Here is an 18,721-nt window from a genome sequence, read left to right as displayed (position 1 = left end):
CCTAGCGGCTCATGCGAAAGCCATCGCCATCGGCTGGATAGCAGCGATGGCGAATTCGCAGGCCTTTCTCCGCGACGAAATGCCAGAACAGTTCCCGATCAGCTTCGGGCGCGGTGCAGGTACGTTCGAGCAGCGCGACGCGCGCCTCGGCGCCTGCCGCCTGATAGAACGTGGCTGCGCTTGGGAACAGGCGGGCCTGGAAGATATCCGCGAAGTCCTGGGTAGCGTAATCCCTGAGCTCGGGCGAGGCCGCATTGAAGGCGCGAAGCGCCAGTGGCGCGCGGATGAGCTGGAGCCAGGCCTCGTGTGGCGCGAAGCGATAGGAAAGACCAAGCAGTTCCGCCGTTCGCGGCCCAAAGCCGGCCTGGCGAATTTCGGCCCAGTAGCTGCCGAACCAGCCCAGTCCTTCAGTCGGTGCGCACGCCAGCAAGGCACGGCTCGTCGACGCGACGGCGTCTGCATCGAGGTCGACCTGCTTCAGGTCGCCTGCGCGTGTCGATTCGTCGGCGATCGCGAGCTGCAGCAGCAGAAGCTCGCGCAGCGTCTTGGCGCTGCAGAGGCGACGGGCGGATGGCAAATTGTCCGATACGATCCGTCTCAGGCGATCGACTTCATATCGCTCGCCGCGCGCGACACGTCCTGCAATCTGCGGAACCGCGGGATTGGTCACATCCGGGGCGATAGCCGCGATCCACGCCAGCGCGGCTGCGGCAAGCGCGATGGTCGAGCCGCGCAGAAGCCAGCGATAGGCGATCCCCGTTGCCTGCGCCGCCGGCTCGGTGGCGCTAGGCTCCTTCGACATAGTAGCTGTTGTAGTGCGAGCCCTTATACGCCTCGATCCTCTTGAGCATCTTCGGATTGGCGCGATTGAGCACGGCGCCCAGAAGCTTCTTCTGAATGCCTTCGGAACTCGCCATCGACTCCTGGAGCGCGTTGCGGGTCGTACGGCCCCACTCGATGACATAAACCATCGCATCGACGAGATGGCTGACAGCCTTGGCGTCGGCGACCGGCATCACCGGCGCCAGATCGATGACGATGTATTCGTATTCCTCGCGCACCACCGCGAGCAGGTCAGCCATCGCCTTGGAGGCGATGACGTCTGCCGAGTTCACCATGCGCGATGCGACGACGGATGGCAGGAAGTCGAGCCCGCTCTCCTTGCTGCGCTGGATGTGATAGCCGAACGAGCGCGGATCCTTGAGGGCTTCGACCAGGCCGGTCTTGGAATGCGGAGCCAGCGCCCTCGTCAGCGAGCGGGTATGGAGGTCGCCGTCGATCAGCAGCGTGCGATGTCCGGTCAACGCGGTCAGATGACCGAAATTGGCGGCGACCGTCGTTTTTCCCTCTTTCGGCAAGGACGACAGGATTCCAATGACCTTGACCTCGCGCGAGAGGCGGGCGACGTCGATCGACACCTTGATGTTCCGCAACGTCTCCGCGAACCGCGAGAACGGATGCTCGACGACGTAGCTGGATATGTTTCCTTCCGGATGATCCGCCGAAGCCCTCGCCGAGCGGATGTCGGGAAGGACGCCGAGGCATTTCACCCCGAGCTGATCCTCGACGTCGCTCGGAGAGCGCAGCACGTCGCTCATCAGTTCTTTCGTGAAGGCTGCTCCGAAGCCGAAGCAGAGACCGCCGAGCAGGCCGCCGGCCAGCGCCAGCAGCGTCTTGGGCGAGCTCTTCTTGTCGGGTTTGACGGCCGTGCCGATGATGCGCGCTTCGCTGATCGGGAAGCTCTGGTTCTGCGTCGCGTTCTGCAGCTTCTCGAGGAAGTTGTTGTAGAGGTTGCGATAAGTGTCCGCCGCGCTCTCGAGGTCGCGCAGCTTGACCTGCGCCTGACTGGTGCTGCCGGCCTGGGATACGAGATTCTTGAGATTGTCCTCGAGCGATGTCTCGCGGCTCTTGGCGATCTCGTACTCGCTGCGATATGCGTCCGCGATACGACGGACCTCGTCCGCGATCGCCTTGCGCAGCTCTTCCATGCGGTTGGCGAGGTTCACGGCCGCCTGGTGGGTCTTGCCGTAACGGCTCGACCAGTCGGCATATTGCGCCGCCAGGTCGAGATATTGGGCGCGCAGGCGCGTGATCACCGTGTTGTTGAGTGCGTCCGTCACGGTCGGCTGGACGAGATCCTTGTCGAGCAGCGCCTCGATCCGGTCGAGGCGGGCCTTGGCCTCGGCGGTCGCGGCATGAGCGGCAATCAGCTGGGAGTTGACGTCCGCAAGCTGTTGCTCGCTCATCAGACCCCGGCTGGTGCCCACGATGTTGTTCTGCGCCTTGAACGTCTGCACGGCGCGGTCGCTCGCCGTCGCCTGCTCACGCAGCTCGGCGCTGCGCTGCTGGAGCCACTCGCCGGCGCGCTTGGTCGACTGATACTTCGCCTCCAGCGCGCCGACGATGTAGGCGTCCGCAATCGCGTTGGCGATCTGCGCAGCCTTGTTCGGATCGATCGAACGGAAGTTCATGGAGAGGACATAGGTCGTCAGCACGCGCTCGACCTTCAGGTTCTTCTGCATGAGTTCGACGGCGCCGCGCTCGACCCGCTCCTTGCTCGGAGGGCCGTCCGACCCGAACATCGCAACGACCTTGCCGATGACCAGCGGAATCAATCCGGGATCCGAGCCGTTGAACTCCGGATCCTCGGTGAGCTTCAGGCGACGGACGATCGACAGGAGCAGGTCGTCCGACTGGAGAATCTCGACCTGGCTGTCGACGAAACCCGGGTCGATCAATGCGTTGGCGGTTCCGCTATCCTTGTCCAGCACCTGGGTTTGGCGCGTGTCCATCAGGATGCGCGCATTTGCCGTGTACATCGGCGTTGCCACGATCAGGTAGACGAGAACGATCGCGAGCGTACCAGCCACGATGGCGACGATCAGCGGCCATTGGCGGCGTACGATGTCCAGAGCGCGCTCGGCGCTGAGCGTCGTGCCACCGACCTCGATGGCATATCTCGGGCGTTGCGGAAACTGATCTCGTGGCTGAAACATTTCTGGGAATCTTGAGGTTGTCACTCGGGAAGGGGAACGGGTTTGAACGGGTCGGCGAGTTCGGTCTTCCACTCACCCGACATCAGACCGGCGCTTGCACCCGGACCCGCCGGTGCATTGCTGGCCGTGGCGGGAGCCGGGCTTCCCGGAACGGGCGCAGCCGCCGCGTCCTGATCCGTGAGATATCCTTTGAGGACGGACCCGTCGTGCAGCTTGGCAACGAATTCGCTGATCCGGCGCGCGACGTCGGGCTTGGTCGAGATGCAGCGCTCTTCGGCACGGTGAAGACCGGCGCCGATCGCGACACGGTCGGCCTGGCTCGCCTCGCGCAGCATGTCCCGAACCGGATCGAGCGCGGCGATGTCGGTCACCAGCAATCCGGTGAGCCGGCCCGAAAGCTTGTCCCTGTCGTTCTTCGACTGTCGCAACAAAACCGAGGGGTCCGAGACGAATGCGCTGACCGCGGACGACGGCGCTCGTTCGGCGCGATCGACGCATTGAGCCTGTGCCGGCGCGGACAGCGTCGCAGACACGGCAACGGCGATCACTGCCGCGATCCGTAAGGCCGGCAGGGAGCCACGCAACAAGCTATCGAGTTTGATTAGGATCGCGCTCATATCTCGTTGCAAACTAGTGATGGCGTATGGATTTAGGCCCTAGGTCCTTGATGACCCAAAACTATGTCAAATTCTTGTGCGGCGCAAAATATAAACCAGTACGGACCAAATTGCCATCCTTGCCCGCTCCGCAATCTCCGTTTCACATGAACGAAATTCTTGCTGCGATCAGGCGCGGATTCGGCGAACGATTGCACGCGCTCGTATGCGATAAGCACGAATTTTAGGCAAGCGCCATGCAAGGCAAAGCACCATGCCAAGGCAAAGGCGCGAGGGACGGTCTGGCAGACCATCGCCTCGCGCCTTTCGCAACCTGCGATTGAGAGCGGTTAAGCGAAACTTCGCGCGGTCTATTCGGAGGTCCGCAACATCGCGAGACGCGTGGCCCGCAGGCGCTCGCCATGCTCGCCAATCGCGACCCAGAAGCGCGGATTGCCGCCGGACTGCATCGAGATCCACTCGTAATCCGCGGCGTTCCAGGGGCGCACCGAAGCGGAAAGGTTGTCCAGGACGAAGTCGCCGTCGGCCAGTCGCGCGACCAGCACGAGATGGCCCTGGCCGCCATTGGTCAGGACCACTGCGAGGCGCAGTGCCGACTTGGGCCAGCCCATCTCGATCAGTTGATGACGCTTGGTGACCGCGTAGTCGTTGCAATCGCCGGCGGACGGCGAAAGGCTCCAGCGCGCGACCATCGGATTGGTCGATTTCTGCATCGGTGTGATCGACGCGTTCACCGAGCTGTTCACCTCGCGCAGCATGCTCATCGCCCGGTCGCCCGAAGGCAGCGTCCGGTCGGCGGCGTCGCTCGCGCATTCGGCGTCGTTGTTCATGCAGAACTTGACGAATTGCAGCGGCGCGAGCGCATTGTCGTACTCGCGGATGAACGCGCCCTTCGCCTGATTGAGCGAACCGTCGTTCAACATCTCGGCCTTGGCGGCGGTGCCGGTCGACGCGATCCCGATCGCGACCAGCGATTTGATAATCCAGCTCATGACATCCCCGTCTCGCGTTTTCTTTTTTGACGCTACGGGTATCTCACAAACGATTTGAGCTTTGGTTCCGCGGAAATTTACAATTGTAGCTAAATAGGCCGGTCACGGGACCGGCCTGGGAGGGGTGGTTAACGGTTCCAGCCGTCAGCGCGACGGGCTTACCGAGGTCAGAACGGCGGTCGATGTCGCCGCAAACAGCGTCTGTGACGCCGGACCGGGCCCGCTCTGATTCACGACCGTGGGTTGGGTCGAGGTTGCTGCGCCACCACGTGCCTCCGCCGCGGTCGAACCAGGTCCGCCGCCGGCTGTGGTCTCGCCCGTCGGATCGGCGCCGTTAGTCGCTTCGGTCGGGATATCGCCGGTGATGCTGGTGAACGATTGGATCAGGTCGGGATTCTCGGTCTTGAGAACCGCCTCCTGGATCAGCTGGGCAACGCCGGGCTGCGACAGGACGCAGACCGAAGCGGCGGTGCCGAGGCCGGCGCCAATGGCGCGGCTTTGATCGGCGCTGCTGGCCTTCGCCAACGAGGCAATGCCATCGACCGTCTCGGGACGTGCGGTCAGCAGGTCGCGCACAGCCGAGGCGAGGCCGCCTTGACCGTCCTTGAACTGGTCCAGCAGTCCGCCCGGATTGGCCAGAAAGTCGGTGGCGCGCTCGGCTGAAACAACGCCGGTGTTGGCAACGCAGCCCGAGCTGACGCCCGTTGCGCCGAATGCAGCCGGCATTCCGGCGAAAAGTGCCAGCGCTCCGACGATCACGGTGAAGCGCCTACCAGAATTGCAGCTCATAGCCCCTGCCCATTTCATCAATCAATTTGACTTTAAACTTCAATTAATTTGACTTTAGCTCGACTTGCACGGATTTGCCACGTTCTTTTCGCATCTGTGATGGTAGCGATTGCGCGAGGCCGCACCCGACGATGGCTGCGAAAAACACGCCGTAACCGGGGATTTGCAACGAGAAATCGATGCAGCTATGTGCAACTCCCAATACAGCGACGCTGGCGCCGATCACGGGTATGTAGCGGTCGCGCTTTCGGCGCAAGCTTCCGGTAAACAGATGGTAAAGATACCAGAGGCAGGCCAGCGCGATGACGGCGAAGGCGGGAATGCCTAATTCAACGGCAATTTCCAGCGGCGTGCTGTGAGCGCGGTCCCAGATGCCGAGACTGCCGAGCGTTGCGGGTCTGATGGCGGGAAAAACAGCTTCGAAATTGCCGAGCCCGACACCGAGCAGCCGATGATCGGCGATGATCCCTAATGACGCCTGGTAGGCGGCAAGCCGCTGCGGATCGATCAGCCCGTGTTCGACGATTCGCCCCGCCACGAGGCCGCCTACGAGCTGCAGGAGCACGAGCCCTGCTGCCGCTGAGCCGCCGAGGACCAGCCACTTCCGCGATCTGCCGAGCTCGAGCGGCACGAGATAAAGGATGATGGCCAGCACGAACGTGCCGACCGACAGCAGCAGACCCGCGCGCGATCCGGTCATGGCAAGCGCGATCGTGCAGATCGCGAATCCCGCGCCGAGCGCCACCGGCGCGGAGAGGATTTGCTCGAGCTGCGACCGCCAATCCGGTTGTTCCGGCGGCCCGCCTTCCTGGCGGTGCATGGTGCGCAGAAGCGGCACCAGAAACAGCAGGGCGCAGCTGCCCCAGAACGTCGCCGCCGTGTTTCGATTGACGAAGGTCCCCGTGGCAAAGCCCAGATAGGCTTCTTTCTGCCTGAACAGCACCATGTCCGGCGCGATCAGCTCCGCCAGAATTCCGTACAATGCATACAGGCAACCCGCCCATGCCAGTATGCGTAGCAGCGAGCGTGCGGCTCCCGCGTCGCTTGCGAGAATGACGGCGCGCGTGAAGGCGAGCGACAGCAGCAAGACCGATCCGAACGCCAGCCACGTTCCGCGCGCGGTGACCGAGAGACGGTCAGGCAGTACGAGGCCGAAAAAATGCCGCGGCAGTTCCCAGACCGCGGCCGATTCGCTGGACGGATCGCTCCACGTTTGCAACGCCACGATGACACCCACCGCGGCGATCGCCACTGCCAATGGAATGAGCAGCATGGCATTGCGACGGCTCACGGCCGAAAGATCGGCGGTCAGCAGGCTGCAGACGAGCAGAAAATTCCAGAAGCAAATCCACGCGAGGTCGAGGGATCCGAGCGGAAGTGGCGCCAGCACAAACACGGCTGTGGCGAAAAATCGCGATATCGCGCCCAAAGGCCCCTCTGTCGTTCAGCTCAGCCGCGATGGAGCTACCAGAACTTCGCGCGAGATCAAGTTAATGCGAGGCTGAGTCGTTGATGGCCATTCGCAACATCGCAAACAAGACCGCAGCGGTTCGCGCGTGCAGCCCTGATCTGTTCCAGACGCAATGCCCGTTGCCTCACGAAAGCTGAATTGAAGTTTATGAGCATGTCGTCGGAGCAAAGATGCCGGCCGGCGTCTTGCTGCCGCATCTGTCGTGCACTGTTCTGGTCGAGATCGGCGCTTCGCGGCTCTTTTCAGTTGAATAAACCACCCGGTGGAGGCATTATATTGCACCGCAGCATTTCGCTTTGGTCGAATCGTAGAGCCTCTATCAAGTGCTAGCTCATCAAACAAAGGCGCACTACGTTCCGCTGGACAGCGTTCGTGGCCTCGCCGCCCTCTGCGTGGTCGTCCATCACTTCGTCGGATCGGATCCGCTCGCCGCTGCGCTGCCTCATCGCGCCTGGATCGACGTCGCGTTTTTTCACAATTCCTGGCTCTTCGTCGACTTGTTCTTCGTGTTGAGCGGCATCGTGATCTCGATGAGCTACGTGCAGTCGGAGTTCAGCGAGTTCGACTTCAAAACCTTCACCTTGCGCCGTATCGCGCGCATCTATCCGCTGCACATCGTCATGCTGTTCGCGTTTCTGGCGTTTCGCCTGATGCGGCTCACGCTCACCGAACTGGACCTGCTGCACTTCTCGACCAATGAGACGGCGGATCTCCAGGTTAACAATGTGTACTCGTTTGTCGCGAATGTGTTCTTGCTCCATGCTATGGGCGTGCTCGACTATCTGAGCTGGAACGGCCCGAGCTGGAGTATCAGTGCGGAGTTCTACACCTATCTCGTGTTTGGCGCCGTCGTCATCCTGTCGCAGCGCCTTGGCTACATCAAGCTCGTCTACGCTTTCAGCGCGGTGCTGGCCGTGATGGGCGCGGCTCTCATTATCTTCGTGCTCAAGAATGAAACGCTCGATTTCCAGACCAACGCCTTCACCCGATGCTTCCTGGGCTTCTTCGTCGGCGTGCTCACGCTTCGTTTCGTCTCGGGAAAAGGTCGTTCAGTGAGCCCCTTCGTTCAGTCGGCCTGCCAGATCGGCGCGGCCGTCGTCGCCATCGTGCTGGTTTCGATCGTCGGCTTCGACGAACGGCTCAGCTTCGTGGCGCCGATCGTTTTCGGCGCCCTGCTGGGCTCGCTGATGGCGTTTCCGGAGCGGCTCCTGCCGAAGCTGCTGTCCGTCCGTCCGCTGGTCTGGCTGGGCAAGCGCTCCTATTCGATCTACATGACGCATGCGCTGATACTTGTCCTCATCCAGTACTTCGCGCGTGGCGTGGGCACCGGGCGCCTGCAAATCGTGGACAACATTCTTCCCGGACTGGCAGCCTCGCTGCTGCTCGCCGTCTTCGTGGCCGCCGTGCTCGTGCTCTCCAACCTCACCTACCTCTGGGTCGAGATGCCGGGGTCGCGGTTCGTGCTTCGGCTTTTCAATCGCCGCGCCGTTCCCGCTGTGGCCGCGGCGGAGTAGCGGGCATGTCCAGCAGCTCTTCGGCTCTACCGAGGTCGGACTGGCGCATGGTCGATCCGGTGGCCTTGCCCCGGCATCACCAGCAGGAGGGCAGTGCATTCTTCAGTCTCGAGGCAATCGCGCTCTTGCTCTATTTCTACCGCGATGCGCTCGCAGGCGCGCTGCGCTATTATCTGGCCGTTCTCAAGATCAGCCCGCTATGGTTCCTGCCTGACATTTTCGCGCTGGTCTGCATTTTTGCCTTCGTGCAGCGCTACGTCCTGATGGGACGTAACATCGTCGCGATCCTCACGCTGTTCTACATCTGCTTTGCGCTTTACCTCGGATACGTGTTCCTGGGATATTTCAGCGGCATGATGTCGTCGTTCAAGATGATCGCGCCGGTGTTCGTCGGCTTCTGCTTCTGCGGGCGCAATTTCGGCGACTACGATCGACTGCTGCGGTGGCTTCACCCGATCTTCTACCTGACGATCGTCGGGATCATATTGTCGTCCCGCATGCAGTTGCCCTGGGTGGGATATGCGTACGAGACTTTCGGCACGACGCGGCAGGCGACGCGGCTGTGGTGGTCGGCGTCCGAGACGCGCCTGGCGGGGCTGGCCGCCGACAGCACGATGGCCGCATTCTTCGTGTTCATTTCGTTCACGATCAGCTCGGTGCGCCGGAGCCTGCTGTGGTGCCTGTTCTGGGCCCCGATCGGTCTCTACGCCATCAAATTGACCACGAACAAGACGTCGCTCGGCGTGATGGTGATCTACATCGCTTGCCTGATCATCGTTCGCCTCGTTCCCGAGCGTGAGAAGTTTCCCATGCTCCGGCGCATGGCGCTGCTGTCGTTCCTGTCGATCCTCGTGCCTGCGGTGCTGATCGCGCTGTTCTCCGGCAACGGGCTTGTCAGCATGTCGCGCGGTCTGTTCAGCCTGCAGGACCGCGTCAACAACAGCTGGCAGTTGCCGTTCGTCTACATGGCCGATCTCATGCCGGTCGGCTTCTTCGTCGGTTGCGGCCTCGGTTGCTTCAACTATCCGCAGCTGCTGTTCTCGAACAAGCTCAGCTATTACGTTCCGGTGGATAATTTCTACCTCGGCACCTACCTGATGTTCGGGCCGATCTTCGTGTTGTTCATGGTCATGGTCATCCTCGCGGTCGCAAGGACCAGGGACATCTACAAGCTGTCTTTCGCGGTGGCCATGAATCTCTTCACCATCACGGTTCTGGCCTATGGTCCGGCAAGCGGCCTGATCATGCTCGGCGTCGCCTTCAGCGAAGTCTTCGCCCGAGAGAGACGCGACGAGTCCGTCGCGGACGCGGCGCCGCTCGCGCCTGACGTCGACGATCTGGTTTCGCGGCCGGCATGATCGCGATGTTGCCGCATGCAATGAGCTGCAATGCGCAGCACGGGCTCTGGTCCGCAACCTTCCTTCATCTTGATATCGGATCGCGGCGGTGAGCGCAGACAGCAAGAATTTCGTGGAGGCGATTCAGGGGCTGCGCGGCGTCGCCGCGCTCACCGTGCTGATCGTCCATCTTCAGGACATGCCGCTTCTGGCGGGCTTCCTGCCTCCGATCTGGCCGTGGCTGGAAGCGACGGTCAACATGGGCGGGCACGGGGTCGAGCTGTTCTTCATGATCAGCGGCTTCCTGATTCCGGCGAGCCTGATGCGTCACCGCAGCGTCGGGAAGTTCTTTCTCGATCGCGCCCTGCGAATCCTGCCCGTGTTCGTCATCCTGCACCTGATCCTGTTCACGGCAGGCCCCCTGGTTGGCTACAAGTTCTTCAAGGGGATCGATCTGCCGACCTATCTCAAGCTGTTCTTCGTCAATCTGGCGTTCCTGCCGGACGCGCTGGGATTGCCGATCGGCCAGCAGAATGCGTGGACACTGAGCTACGAATGGGCGTTCTACATTCTGTTCGCGGTGATCTTCGTGATGTTGGTGCAGCGAAGGAACTGGCTGCTGGCGGCGCCGTTCATCCTGCTCGGTCTCGCGGGCATCGCCTTTCGGCCGATCGCCGCGTTCTTTCTGGTCGGGCTGTTGTTCAGCCTGATCGATTTGCGGATCCGCGTCGTCGGCTGGCCCGGATTGCTGGCGGGCGTCCTTTGCGGGATCGCGATGTACGTGTCGATCGAATATGCGCATCCGCTGGTCGGGCTGCTGCCGGGCGCGCTGCTGTTTGGAATGGTCCTTGCTCCGGACTCCGGAATTGCCGCCGCTTTGAGCGGCAGATTCCTGCAGTTCCTCGGAAAGATCAGCTACAGCCTCTATTTGGTCCATCCTTTTGCGTTATTTCCGTTGCAGGTCATCGGAGTGAAGCTGGCCGCGCATGGCGTCAATCTCTGGCTCCTCTGGGCCGGGTTCGCGGGCCTCGGCCTGATTGCCGCACTGATAGCGGGAACGGTCAGTTACGAGCTGATCGAAGTGAGACTCCGCCGCTTGCTCGATCCGGCGCTGCGGGGCCTGTTGTTCGGAGTGCGCCGTGAAGCTCGCTATGTCGCCTGAGCGCGTCCCTTCGCAATCGTTTCAGCCCGATCACGTACGAGAGACGTCATGATCATCAAGAATCTGCTCTCGATGTCGAGCGTGAACGTCGTGAAGTCGGCCGTTCAGTTCCTCATCACGCTGCTGATCACCTATTTCGTGACGCCCACGGAATTCGGGCTCGTGGCGTTTTCGCTGCCGTTCATCGCCTTCATCTCCATGCTGACCGACCTTGGTCTGTCGAGCGCGATGATCCAGCGGACGTCGCTCACCAGGGAGGAAGCCGGCGCGGCGACGACTCTGATGGTCGCGATCGGGATTGGTTGTGCCCTGGTGCTGGCCGCCGCCTCGAAACCGCTGGGGGCTGCCGTCGACATGCAGGGGCTGCCGTCCGTGCTGGCTGCTCTGTCCGGTTCGGTCGTCTTGTCCATTTCCGCGATGGGGCCGCGCGCGGTCCTGGAGCGCTCCCTGCAATATCAGACCATCGCCTTGATCGAAGCCGGCGCGGCTCTGGCTTCCGCGACGGTGGGCGTGGCCGGAGCCCTGCTCGGATGGGGAATCTGGGCGCTGATCGCATACTATGTCCTGATGCAGGCGGTGCGCGCCGTCGCCTTCTATGTGAACACCAGGCGCCACATCCAACTGTGCTTCAAATGGCGCGGCGTCGCCCTGATGCTGTCGTTCGGCGGTTGGGTGCTGGCCTCGAACGTCCTCAACTTCACTGCGCGCAACGTCGGCAATCTCATGATCGGCGCCAAGCTCGGCGCGGCGGCGGTCGGCCTGTTCGGTCTCGCCTTCCAGTTCATGACGCTTCCGCTGATGATCCTGTCGTGGCCGGGCGGCGGCGTTCTGATGGCCACCCTGAGCCGGATGCACGGCGAGCGGGAACAGGAGCGGCGCAGGGCGGCGATCTGCGCGGTGCTTGGCATGACCGCGATGATCACATTCCCGGCAATGATCTACCTGACGTTCGGGCTGAAATATCCCGTTGCGACGTTCCTCTCGGCGCATTGGCAGGAAGTCCTGCCGCTGATTGCTATCCTCGCGCCCGCAGGCGCGGCGCAGTCGATTGCGGCCTATGCCGGGCCGATTCTGCTGGCTCACAACAAGGCCCGGCTCCAGTTCTGGGTGAGCACCGCAAACAGTGCCAGCATGATCCTTGCCTTTGTCGTGGCGTTGCCGTTCGGGCTCACGGCCGTGGCGGTCGTGTACCTGATCGTATCGATCCTCGTTTGCGTCCTGATGCTGATGATTGGCGCCCGCAACTGCGCGATCCCCTATGCTTCTTTGTTGGGCGCCCTGATGCCGGCCACCGTCGCCACCGCGCTCGGTGCATTGTGTGCGCTCGTCGCCACGAAGGGAGACGTCGCAAGCCTGTCACATTGGCTGCTGGCGACGGGCGTCTATGCGCTGATCGTGCTTGGCAGCTACGTGATATTCAGGCGTCGTATCTGGAACAGCATGCAGTCGCTGCTCGGCGGATCGGTTCCGTCGATACAGGCGAATGTTTCCTCGGCAGGTTAGTAGAGATCGTTTGATGTCATCAGTTGAGGAAATGAGCGGCAAGTCCCAAGCGGGAATTCCGTGGCGCGAGGACCTGATGGCGAACACCGGCAGGTCCGGTGTGGCTGCCGCTTTCGTCGCCATGCTGACGAGCCCGGGCTTTGCCGTGATCACGACCTGGCGCATCGCCAAGATGCTGCGATTCCAGACACGCTGGGGACATCAGATCACCTGGCTGCTCGTGCGGGCGCTGATGCGGCGCGGCTGCTACATCTCGGTTCTCGCGGAGATCGGTCCAGGGCTGATCTTGCCGCATCCGACCGGCGTCGTGATCGGCGAGGGGGCGCGGATCGGTCGTTCCGTGATGCTTTATCACAACGTCACGCTCGGCCGGCGTGCCTGGGATGAACCGGGTTGCCCGACCATCGGCGACGGCGCCGTCATCTACACCGGCGCCGTGATCGTTGGCCCGACTTCGATTGGCGCGGGAGCAAACGTTGCCGCCAACGCGGTCGTGACGCGTGACGTCCCGCCGCATTCCGTTGCCGCGGGAGCACCTGCGCGGATCGTGCGCTCGGAAGCGCCAGGTCGCCTGCGCGCCTGACGGACCGCGAACCGACGGCGCGGGTTCCCGGCGATGCGCGGTCCGCGTTTCGTCCGCCTGCGCAGTCCGGTCACAATTCTGATTGCTTGCCATGTATAGTTGTGTCCGGAAACGTCTCAGACACAGGAAGCAAGCCCATGTCGTCGATCATTACCGATTTTTCGCAGGTCTATCCCTATCTCGACGGCTCGAAGTTCAAAGACACCATCGTCGTACAATATCGGGGCGACGGCGACGTCAGATACAGATGCGACGTCCTCGTGGACATTTGTCGGGGCAAGCGCGTCCTGCATGTCGGATGCTGTGACCATCTGCCGCTGATCAAACGAAAGATCGACAACCGGGACTGGCTGCACGGCCTGATCACCGAGTGTTCCGAATACACCGTCGGCGTCGACATCGATGCGGATGCGGTGCGGGAGGCGTCGCGGATTTCCGGGCTCGACAACATGGTCGCGGGCGACGTGACGTCCGGCCAGAAGGTCGACGCAATATCCGGCCGGAAGTTCGACATCGCCGTGTTTGGCGAAGTCGTCGAGCACATTCCGAATCCGGTCTCGTTCCTGTCGCGCTTCAGGGAGAATTACGGCGACGTCGTCGATCAGATCGTGATCACCGTTCCGAACGCCTTCAGAGGCGGCAACATCAAGGGCATCTTGAAGAACGTCGAGACGATCAACAGCGATCACCGGTTCTTCTTCACGCCCTACACGATCGCCAAGGTCGCAATCGATGCCGGCTATGCGCCGGTCGAGGTGAAGATGGCGACCTTCATGCGCGCCGGAAAGCTGAAGTCGATGCTGCTGCGGCAGCTTCCGCTGCTCGCCGAGGATATCATCTTCATCGGTACGGCCACACCCGCGCGGCCGCACTGACCTTGCTTCCCCCGTCGTCCTGATCAGCTGGCAGGGGTGGCCTGCCAGCTGGTTTCGGCATCAGACGAACAGGAAGTTGCCGTGGTCCAGGTTGGCCGAGTTCACATTCTTCAACAGGATGGAATCGGCCGAAGTGAGCTGGATCAGCGTGTCCGAGCCTGATTGCGAAATCTGCAGGTGGCTGTAGTCGGCCACCAGTGATTTCAGGATTTCGATCGTGTCGTGGTTCGCCGCGGTTCCGGCGTGGAAGCTCTTGATCTGGTCGTTGCCGCCGTCGAACATGACCGTGGTCGTGCCCGGCGCCGCGGAGAAGATGTCGTTGCCGCTGCCGCCGGCCAGTGTCTGTCCCGCAGTCACCGCCGTGACGGCGTGGGTCCCATCGGTGTTGAGGACGTCGATCGAGAGCAGCGAGCCGCTGGTATTGTAGCTGTCGTGCTCGACGGCGCCCGGCAGGCCGGAGACCTTGAACTTGAAGACGTCAGACGTTCCATCGGCGTTGTTGAGGATTTCGGTCGTCTTGACCCCGGTGCTGTCGTAGACGTCGGTGACCTTGCTGCCGTCCGACTTGACGACCTGCGTATAGTCGAGCGTGCCGTCTGCGTGCGAACGGGTGATCGACGTCATCTTGCCCGCCGCGTCGATGTGCTGCTGCTCCGTGACGTAGCTCTGGCCGGTGATGTTGTACTTCGTATTGTCGTGCGAGCCGTCGGCGTTGTTGACGTAGACCGCGGACTTGACGCCAGACGCATACACGGTCGTCGAGTTCGAGCCGTCCTTGTTCAGCACGTAGTCGCTGGTGAGGCTGCCATTGCTGTCGAACAGCTTGGTCTCCTTGGTGCCGTCGGCGTTCACGATGTAGATCGACGAGTTCAAACCATTCACGTAGTTCGTCGTCGTCACGTCGCCGCCCGCGGTCTTGTGAACGTCCTGGACCAGAGCTCCCGACGAGTTGTACGTGTCCGTCGTGGTCGATCCATCGGCGTTGTTGTGGATCTCGCTCGTCTTGTGGCCGGTGCTGTCGTAGAGGTCGGTGACCTTGCTGCCGTCGCTGTTGATCACCTGCTTGTAGGCAAGCGTATCATCGGCATGAAGGCGGGTCAGGACCGTAAGTGCGCCGGCGGCGGTGAGGTGCTGGATCTCGGTCGTATAGCTCTGGCCCGTGATGTTGTAGAAGGTGTTGTCATGGCTGCCGTCGGCATTGGTGACGTAGAGCTTCGTCTTGACGCCGGCCGAATAGACCGTGTTCGAGGACGAGCCGTCCTTGTTTTGGACCAGATCGCTGGCGAGCTTGCCGCTGGAATCGTACAGCTTGGTATCCTTCGACCCGTCGGCGTTGACCACGTAGACCGACGCTAGCAGCGTGCCATTGTAGTTCGTCGTGGTGGTGCCGGAGCTCGTCTTGACGATCTCCTGCTTCAGTACTCCGGATGACGGGTCGTAGGTGTCGGTCGTCGTGCTCGACGACGTGACAGTGACGACCGAGGTCTTGTGACCGGTGGAGTCGTACTGGGTCGTGACCTTGCTGCCGTCGCTGTTGATCACCTGGCTATAGGCCATCGAGCCGTCGGCATGGGTACGGCTGACCAGAAGCAGCTTTCCGCTCGGATCGATGTGGTCGTGCTCGTTGGTATAGGACTGGCCGGTGATGTTGTAATAGTAGTTGTCGCGGCTGCCGTCGGCATTGGTGCCATAGACCTTGGTCTTGACGCCGGCCGTGTAGAGCGTGTTCGAGGACGAGCTGTCCTTGTTCTGGATCAGGTCGCTCGCGATGATGCCGTTGGAATCGTACAGCTTCGACTGCTTCGACCCGTCGGCGTTGACCACGTAGACCGACGCCAGCAGCGAGCCGTTGTAGTTGGTCGTGGTCACGTTGCCGGAGGTCGTCTGCACCACCTGCTGCTTGAGCGTGCCCGCGGCGGTATAGAAATTGGTCGTGGTGGCCGTCGACGTGATGGTGATGGCCGAGGTCTTGTGGCCGGTCGAGTCGTACTGGGTCGTGACCTTGCTGCCGTCGCTGTTGAAGACCTGGCTGTAGGCCATGGTGCCGTCGGCATGCGTGCGGCTGACGGACACCAGCTTTCCGCTCGCATCGAGATGGTCGTGCTCACCGGTATAGGACTGGCCGGTGATGTTGAAATAGTAATTGTCGCTGCTGCCGTCGGCGTTGGTGACGTAGGTCTTGGTCTTGACACCCGCCGAATAGACCGTGTTCGACGACGAGCCGTCGGCATTCTGGACCAGGTCGCTCGCGATGACGCCCTTGGCGTCGTACAATTTCGACTGCTTCGACCCGTCGGCGTTGACCACGTAGACCGACGCCAGCAGCGAGCCGTTGTAGTTGGTCGTGGTCACGTTGCCGGAGGTCGTCTGCACGACCTGCTGCTTGATCAAGCCGGCTGTGGTGTAGAAATCGGTGCTGGTCGCCGTCGACGTCACGGTGACGACGGAGGTCTTGTGGCCCGTGGCGTCGTACTGGGTCGTGACCTTGCTGCCGTCGCTGTTGTAGACCTGGCTGTAGGCCATGGAGCCGTCGGCATGCATCCGGACGACTGATAGAAGCTTCCCGCCCGCGTCGAGCTGGTCGTGCTCGGTGGTATAGGACTGGCCGGTGATGTTGTAATAGTAGTTGTCGTGGGTGCGGTCGGCATTGGTGACGTAGACCTTGGTCTTGACGCCGTTCGAATAGAGCGTGTTCGAGGACGAGCCGTCCTTGTTCTGGACGAGGTCCGCGATGAGATTGCCGCTCGTATCGTAGGTCTTGGTGTCCTTGTCGCCGATCGCCGAGACGGTGACGTCACGCACCATCTTGCCGCCGGTATAGGCGATGTTCTCCGACGAGCCGTCGGTATTGAGGGTCACTTTGCTGGTGATGACGCCGTCGGTGAAGTTGGACGTGCTGGTCGACAGAAGCTTTGCGGAGGAGTCGTAGACCCTGGTCACGCTCCAGGTGTCGGTCGAGTTGGTGATCGAGAACTGGTAGCCGCCCTGGATGGCCGCGAGCGCCTTCCCGTAATGCGAGATCATGTACGCCATGGTCGCATCGGAGGCGACCGGAAGCACGTGGGTGTCGGTGAGCGTGATGGTCTTGAGCGAATCCGAGGCATTCAGGTCGGACATCTGCGACACGATGTCGGCGGCGGTTCCGCTGACGTCGGTCACGGCGGGCGGTGCAGAGCCGCCTCCTGTGGGAGCGTCGATCTCGATGATGAGCGGATGGTCCGTGATCGGAACCACGATCTGGCTGACATCGGTGTAGGTCGCGATCGGCGAGCTGCCCTTCAGCGGATCATAGACGTTGATCAGGTGGTGGACGCTGCCCAGGTTGACGGTAACCGACGTCGTTGGATTCGCGATCTCGGTGTCGGTGGCGTCGTTCCAGACCTTGGGTTCCGCCCAGACCACGAGCTCATAGGCGCCGTTGCTCTTGCCGAGAACCATGCTGTTCCCGCTCGCCGGCATGTTGTCGAGCGTATAGTTGAGCGAGGCAGTCGGCGTGTGGCCGCCCTTGCCGTCGTCGGCCAGGATCGTCGTCAGATTGTGGACTGCTGTCGCCGCGAGCTTCGGGGTTCCGTCGGCGTTGAACAGGCCCCAGTGCGATTCGGGATCCGTAGGGTCGTTGCTCGCCGAGGCGTCGAGCAATTGATAGAGATAGGTGGTGCTGACGCCGTCCTTGTAGGCATCGACCAGCGTGTTCAGGATCGATTTCGCCTGTACGTTCTCGCTGGCGCCGACATACGGGGTATCGCTCTTGGTCGTATAGCCGGTCTCGGTGATCACGACCGGTTTGCCGCCGGTGACCGACGTGGCGTTACCGAGCAATTGCTCGAGGGCGGTTTCGGGTGTCAGGCCGGTGCTGACATAGGCGTGAGAGTTGGCGTAGTCGGTCGACCCCGACATGTTTCCGAGATTGGCGTAGTCGGCCGAGTCATTATAGCCGATCGACAAATTGTAGACGGGGATGTCCTTGAGCGCGGCGTCCGCCTTGATGGCGTTATAATAGACAGCCTGGAACTGCGCCGCGGCCGAGACGCTCGAGCTCCCGTTATAGCTGAAGCCCTGGATGTTGACCTCGTTGAGGCCTTCCAGCGCGATGACGCTGCCGGGATGGCTGGCCGCGAACTCCTTGACGGATTCCAGATAAGACTGGAGCGCAGCCGCGCCGCCGGCCGGAACGCCCGACGGAACCACGAGGTCGAATTTGTAACCGTCCTTCGCAAGTCCCTCGACGATCGGTTGCGCTTCCGGGCTCGTGGCGAGTCCGCCCCGCAGTTTCGTCACCCCGAGATATTTGAGATTGTCCTCGACGAGGGCGAGGTTGTCGTAGGCGCCCCAGGAATATCCAACGTGAACATTGACGCCGATGGAACTGACAAAGGTGCTCGCCGACAGGATCGTCTGATCTGGTGATGCGGTAGTCATCGGTATTTCGGAGCCTTTTCTGAAACGCGAGAGTTCGGTGCCGCCAGCGTCTGTCGTATCGGCCAATCTCTGTTTTTCGAGTTGGTGAGATCGGTAAAAATGGAAGCACCCGGAGATTTTTTCACCGACGCTTCCTGCGCGACGCCCACAGCGCACGAATCTGCGTGGACTGAGATTGATCGATGAAGACCACGGCAATGTGCTTGCAGCGTGACGTTCGAATGGCGATGCAACGACGATGTTCGATCGATGTTGTGCCGATGCCTAATCGAAACGCATTTGCTTGTCGCGCGAGCAGCCTTGCTTCGAATCTCTTGCTTCGAATCTATTGTGTTAAGCGCCGTTAAGCCTGTGGCGTGGGCGGATCGAGTTGCCTGAGAGTCACGATCGAAAAAAATATCGATTGATCTTCGAATGTGACAGTTGTTCGGGCGTTGAAGGCTTGCAGCGTGCTTCCGAATTT

13 protein-coding genes are annotated in these 18,721 nt (G+C 61.6%); 6 read left to right on the top strand and 7 right to left on the bottom strand.

All coding sequences use genetic code 11. The features are described 5' to 3' along the window. Position 1: 1 nt before the first annotated feature. The 6 genes from BJ6T_RS36020 to BJ6T_RS35995 all read right to left on the bottom strand — a co-directional run bounded on the left by BJ6T_RS36020 (position 2) and on the right by BJ6T_RS35995 (position 6,823). Complete coding sequence (locus BJ6T_RS36020) at positions 2-802, bottom strand: hypothetical protein (RefSeq protein ID WP_014497521.1); 801 nt, start codon at positions 800-802, stop codon at positions 2-4. Beyond that, positions 786-2,996: a GNVR domain-containing protein gene (locus BJ6T_RS36015; protein ID WP_014497520.1), complete on the bottom strand. Its 2,211-nt coding sequence runs from the start codon at positions 2,994-2,996 to the stop codon at positions 786-788. Before BJ6T_RS36015 ends, BJ6T_RS36020 begins: the two co-directional genes overlap by 17 nt. 20 nt (positions 2,997-3,016) lie before the next feature. Continuing rightward, positions 3,017-3,544 carry a hypothetical protein gene (locus BJ6T_RS36010; protein WP_240537927.1) on the bottom strand — a complete coding sequence of 176 codons (528 nt, stop codon included), beginning with the start codon at positions 3,542-3,544 and terminating at the stop codon, positions 3,017-3,019. A 419-nt stretch (positions 3,545-3,963) separates the two neighbouring features. Further along, on the bottom strand, positions 3,964-4,605 hold the full coding sequence (locus BJ6T_RS36005) for a transglutaminase-like cysteine peptidase (RefSeq protein WP_014497518.1): 642 nt from the start codon (positions 4,603-4,605) through the stop codon (positions 3,964-3,966). Between the two features lie 144 nt (positions 4,606-4,749). Then, the gene (locus BJ6T_RS36000; RefSeq protein WP_028170069.1) at positions 4,750-5,394 is read right to left on the bottom strand and encodes a hypothetical protein; all 645 of its coding nucleotides are present in this window, start codon (positions 5,392-5,394) and stop codon (positions 4,750-4,752) included. A 43-nt stretch (positions 5,395-5,437) separates the two neighbouring features. Further along, the gene (locus tag BJ6T_RS35995) at positions 5,438-6,823 is read right to left on the bottom strand and encodes an O-antigen ligase family protein (RefSeq protein ID WP_014497516.1); all 1,386 of its coding nucleotides are present in this window, start codon (positions 6,821-6,823) and stop codon (positions 5,438-5,440) included. A gap of 365 nt (positions 6,824-7,188) precedes the next feature. Between BJ6T_RS35995 and BJ6T_RS35990 the strand changes: the two genes are divergently transcribed. The 6 genes from BJ6T_RS35990 to BJ6T_RS35965 all read left to right on the top strand — a co-directional run bounded on the left by BJ6T_RS35990 (position 7,189) and on the right by BJ6T_RS35965 (position 13,839). Further along, positions 7,189-8,379, top strand: a complete 1,191-nt coding sequence (locus BJ6T_RS35990) for an acyltransferase family protein (RefSeq protein ID WP_014497515.1) — start codon at positions 7,189-7,191, stop codon at positions 8,377-8,379. Positions 8,380-8,384: 5 nt separating this feature from the next. Beyond that, on the top strand, positions 8,385-9,737 hold the full coding sequence (locus BJ6T_RS35985; RefSeq protein WP_028170070.1) for a hypothetical protein: 1,353 nt from the start codon (positions 8,385-8,387) through the stop codon (positions 9,735-9,737). Positions 9,738-9,825: 88 nt separating this feature from the next. After that, the gene (locus BJ6T_RS35980; RefSeq protein ID WP_014497513.1) at positions 9,826-10,878 is read left to right on the top strand and encodes an acyltransferase family protein; all 1,053 of its coding nucleotides are present in this window, start codon (positions 9,826-9,828) and stop codon (positions 10,876-10,878) included. A 48-nt stretch (positions 10,879-10,926) separates the two neighbouring features. After that, entirely contained in the window at positions 10,927-12,381 is a 1,455-nt protein-coding gene (locus BJ6T_RS35975; RefSeq protein ID WP_014497512.1) for a lipopolysaccharide biosynthesis protein, read from the top strand. A 13-nt stretch (positions 12,382-12,394) separates the two neighbouring features. Continuing rightward, the gene (locus BJ6T_RS35970; RefSeq protein WP_225895012.1) at positions 12,395-12,964 is read left to right on the top strand and encodes a serine O-acetyltransferase; all 570 of its coding nucleotides are present in this window, start codon (positions 12,395-12,397) and stop codon (positions 12,962-12,964) included. Positions 12,965-13,101: 137 nt separating this feature from the next. Next, the gene (locus BJ6T_RS35965; protein WP_014497510.1) at positions 13,102-13,839 is read left to right on the top strand and encodes a class I SAM-dependent methyltransferase; all 738 of its coding nucleotides are present in this window, start codon (positions 13,102-13,104) and stop codon (positions 13,837-13,839) included. A gap of 60 nt (positions 13,840-13,899) precedes the next feature. Here BJ6T_RS35965 and BJ6T_RS35960 read toward each other — a convergent pair whose 3' ends face one another. Next, positions 13,900-18,258: a hypothetical protein gene (locus BJ6T_RS35960; RefSeq protein WP_014497509.1), complete on the bottom strand. Its 4,359-nt coding sequence runs from the start codon at positions 18,256-18,258 to the stop codon at positions 13,900-13,902. Between the last annotated feature and the right edge of the window lie 463 nt (positions 18,259-18,721).

The sequence above is a fragment of the Bradyrhizobium japonicum USDA 6 genome (assembly GCF_000284375.1).
In the GTDB taxonomy this organism is placed as follows: Bacteria; Pseudomonadota; Alphaproteobacteria; order Rhizobiales; family Xanthobacteraceae; genus Bradyrhizobium; species Bradyrhizobium japonicum.
Note: the sequence above shows the minus strand (reverse complement) of the source record. Positions and strands in the feature narration are given on the sequence as shown.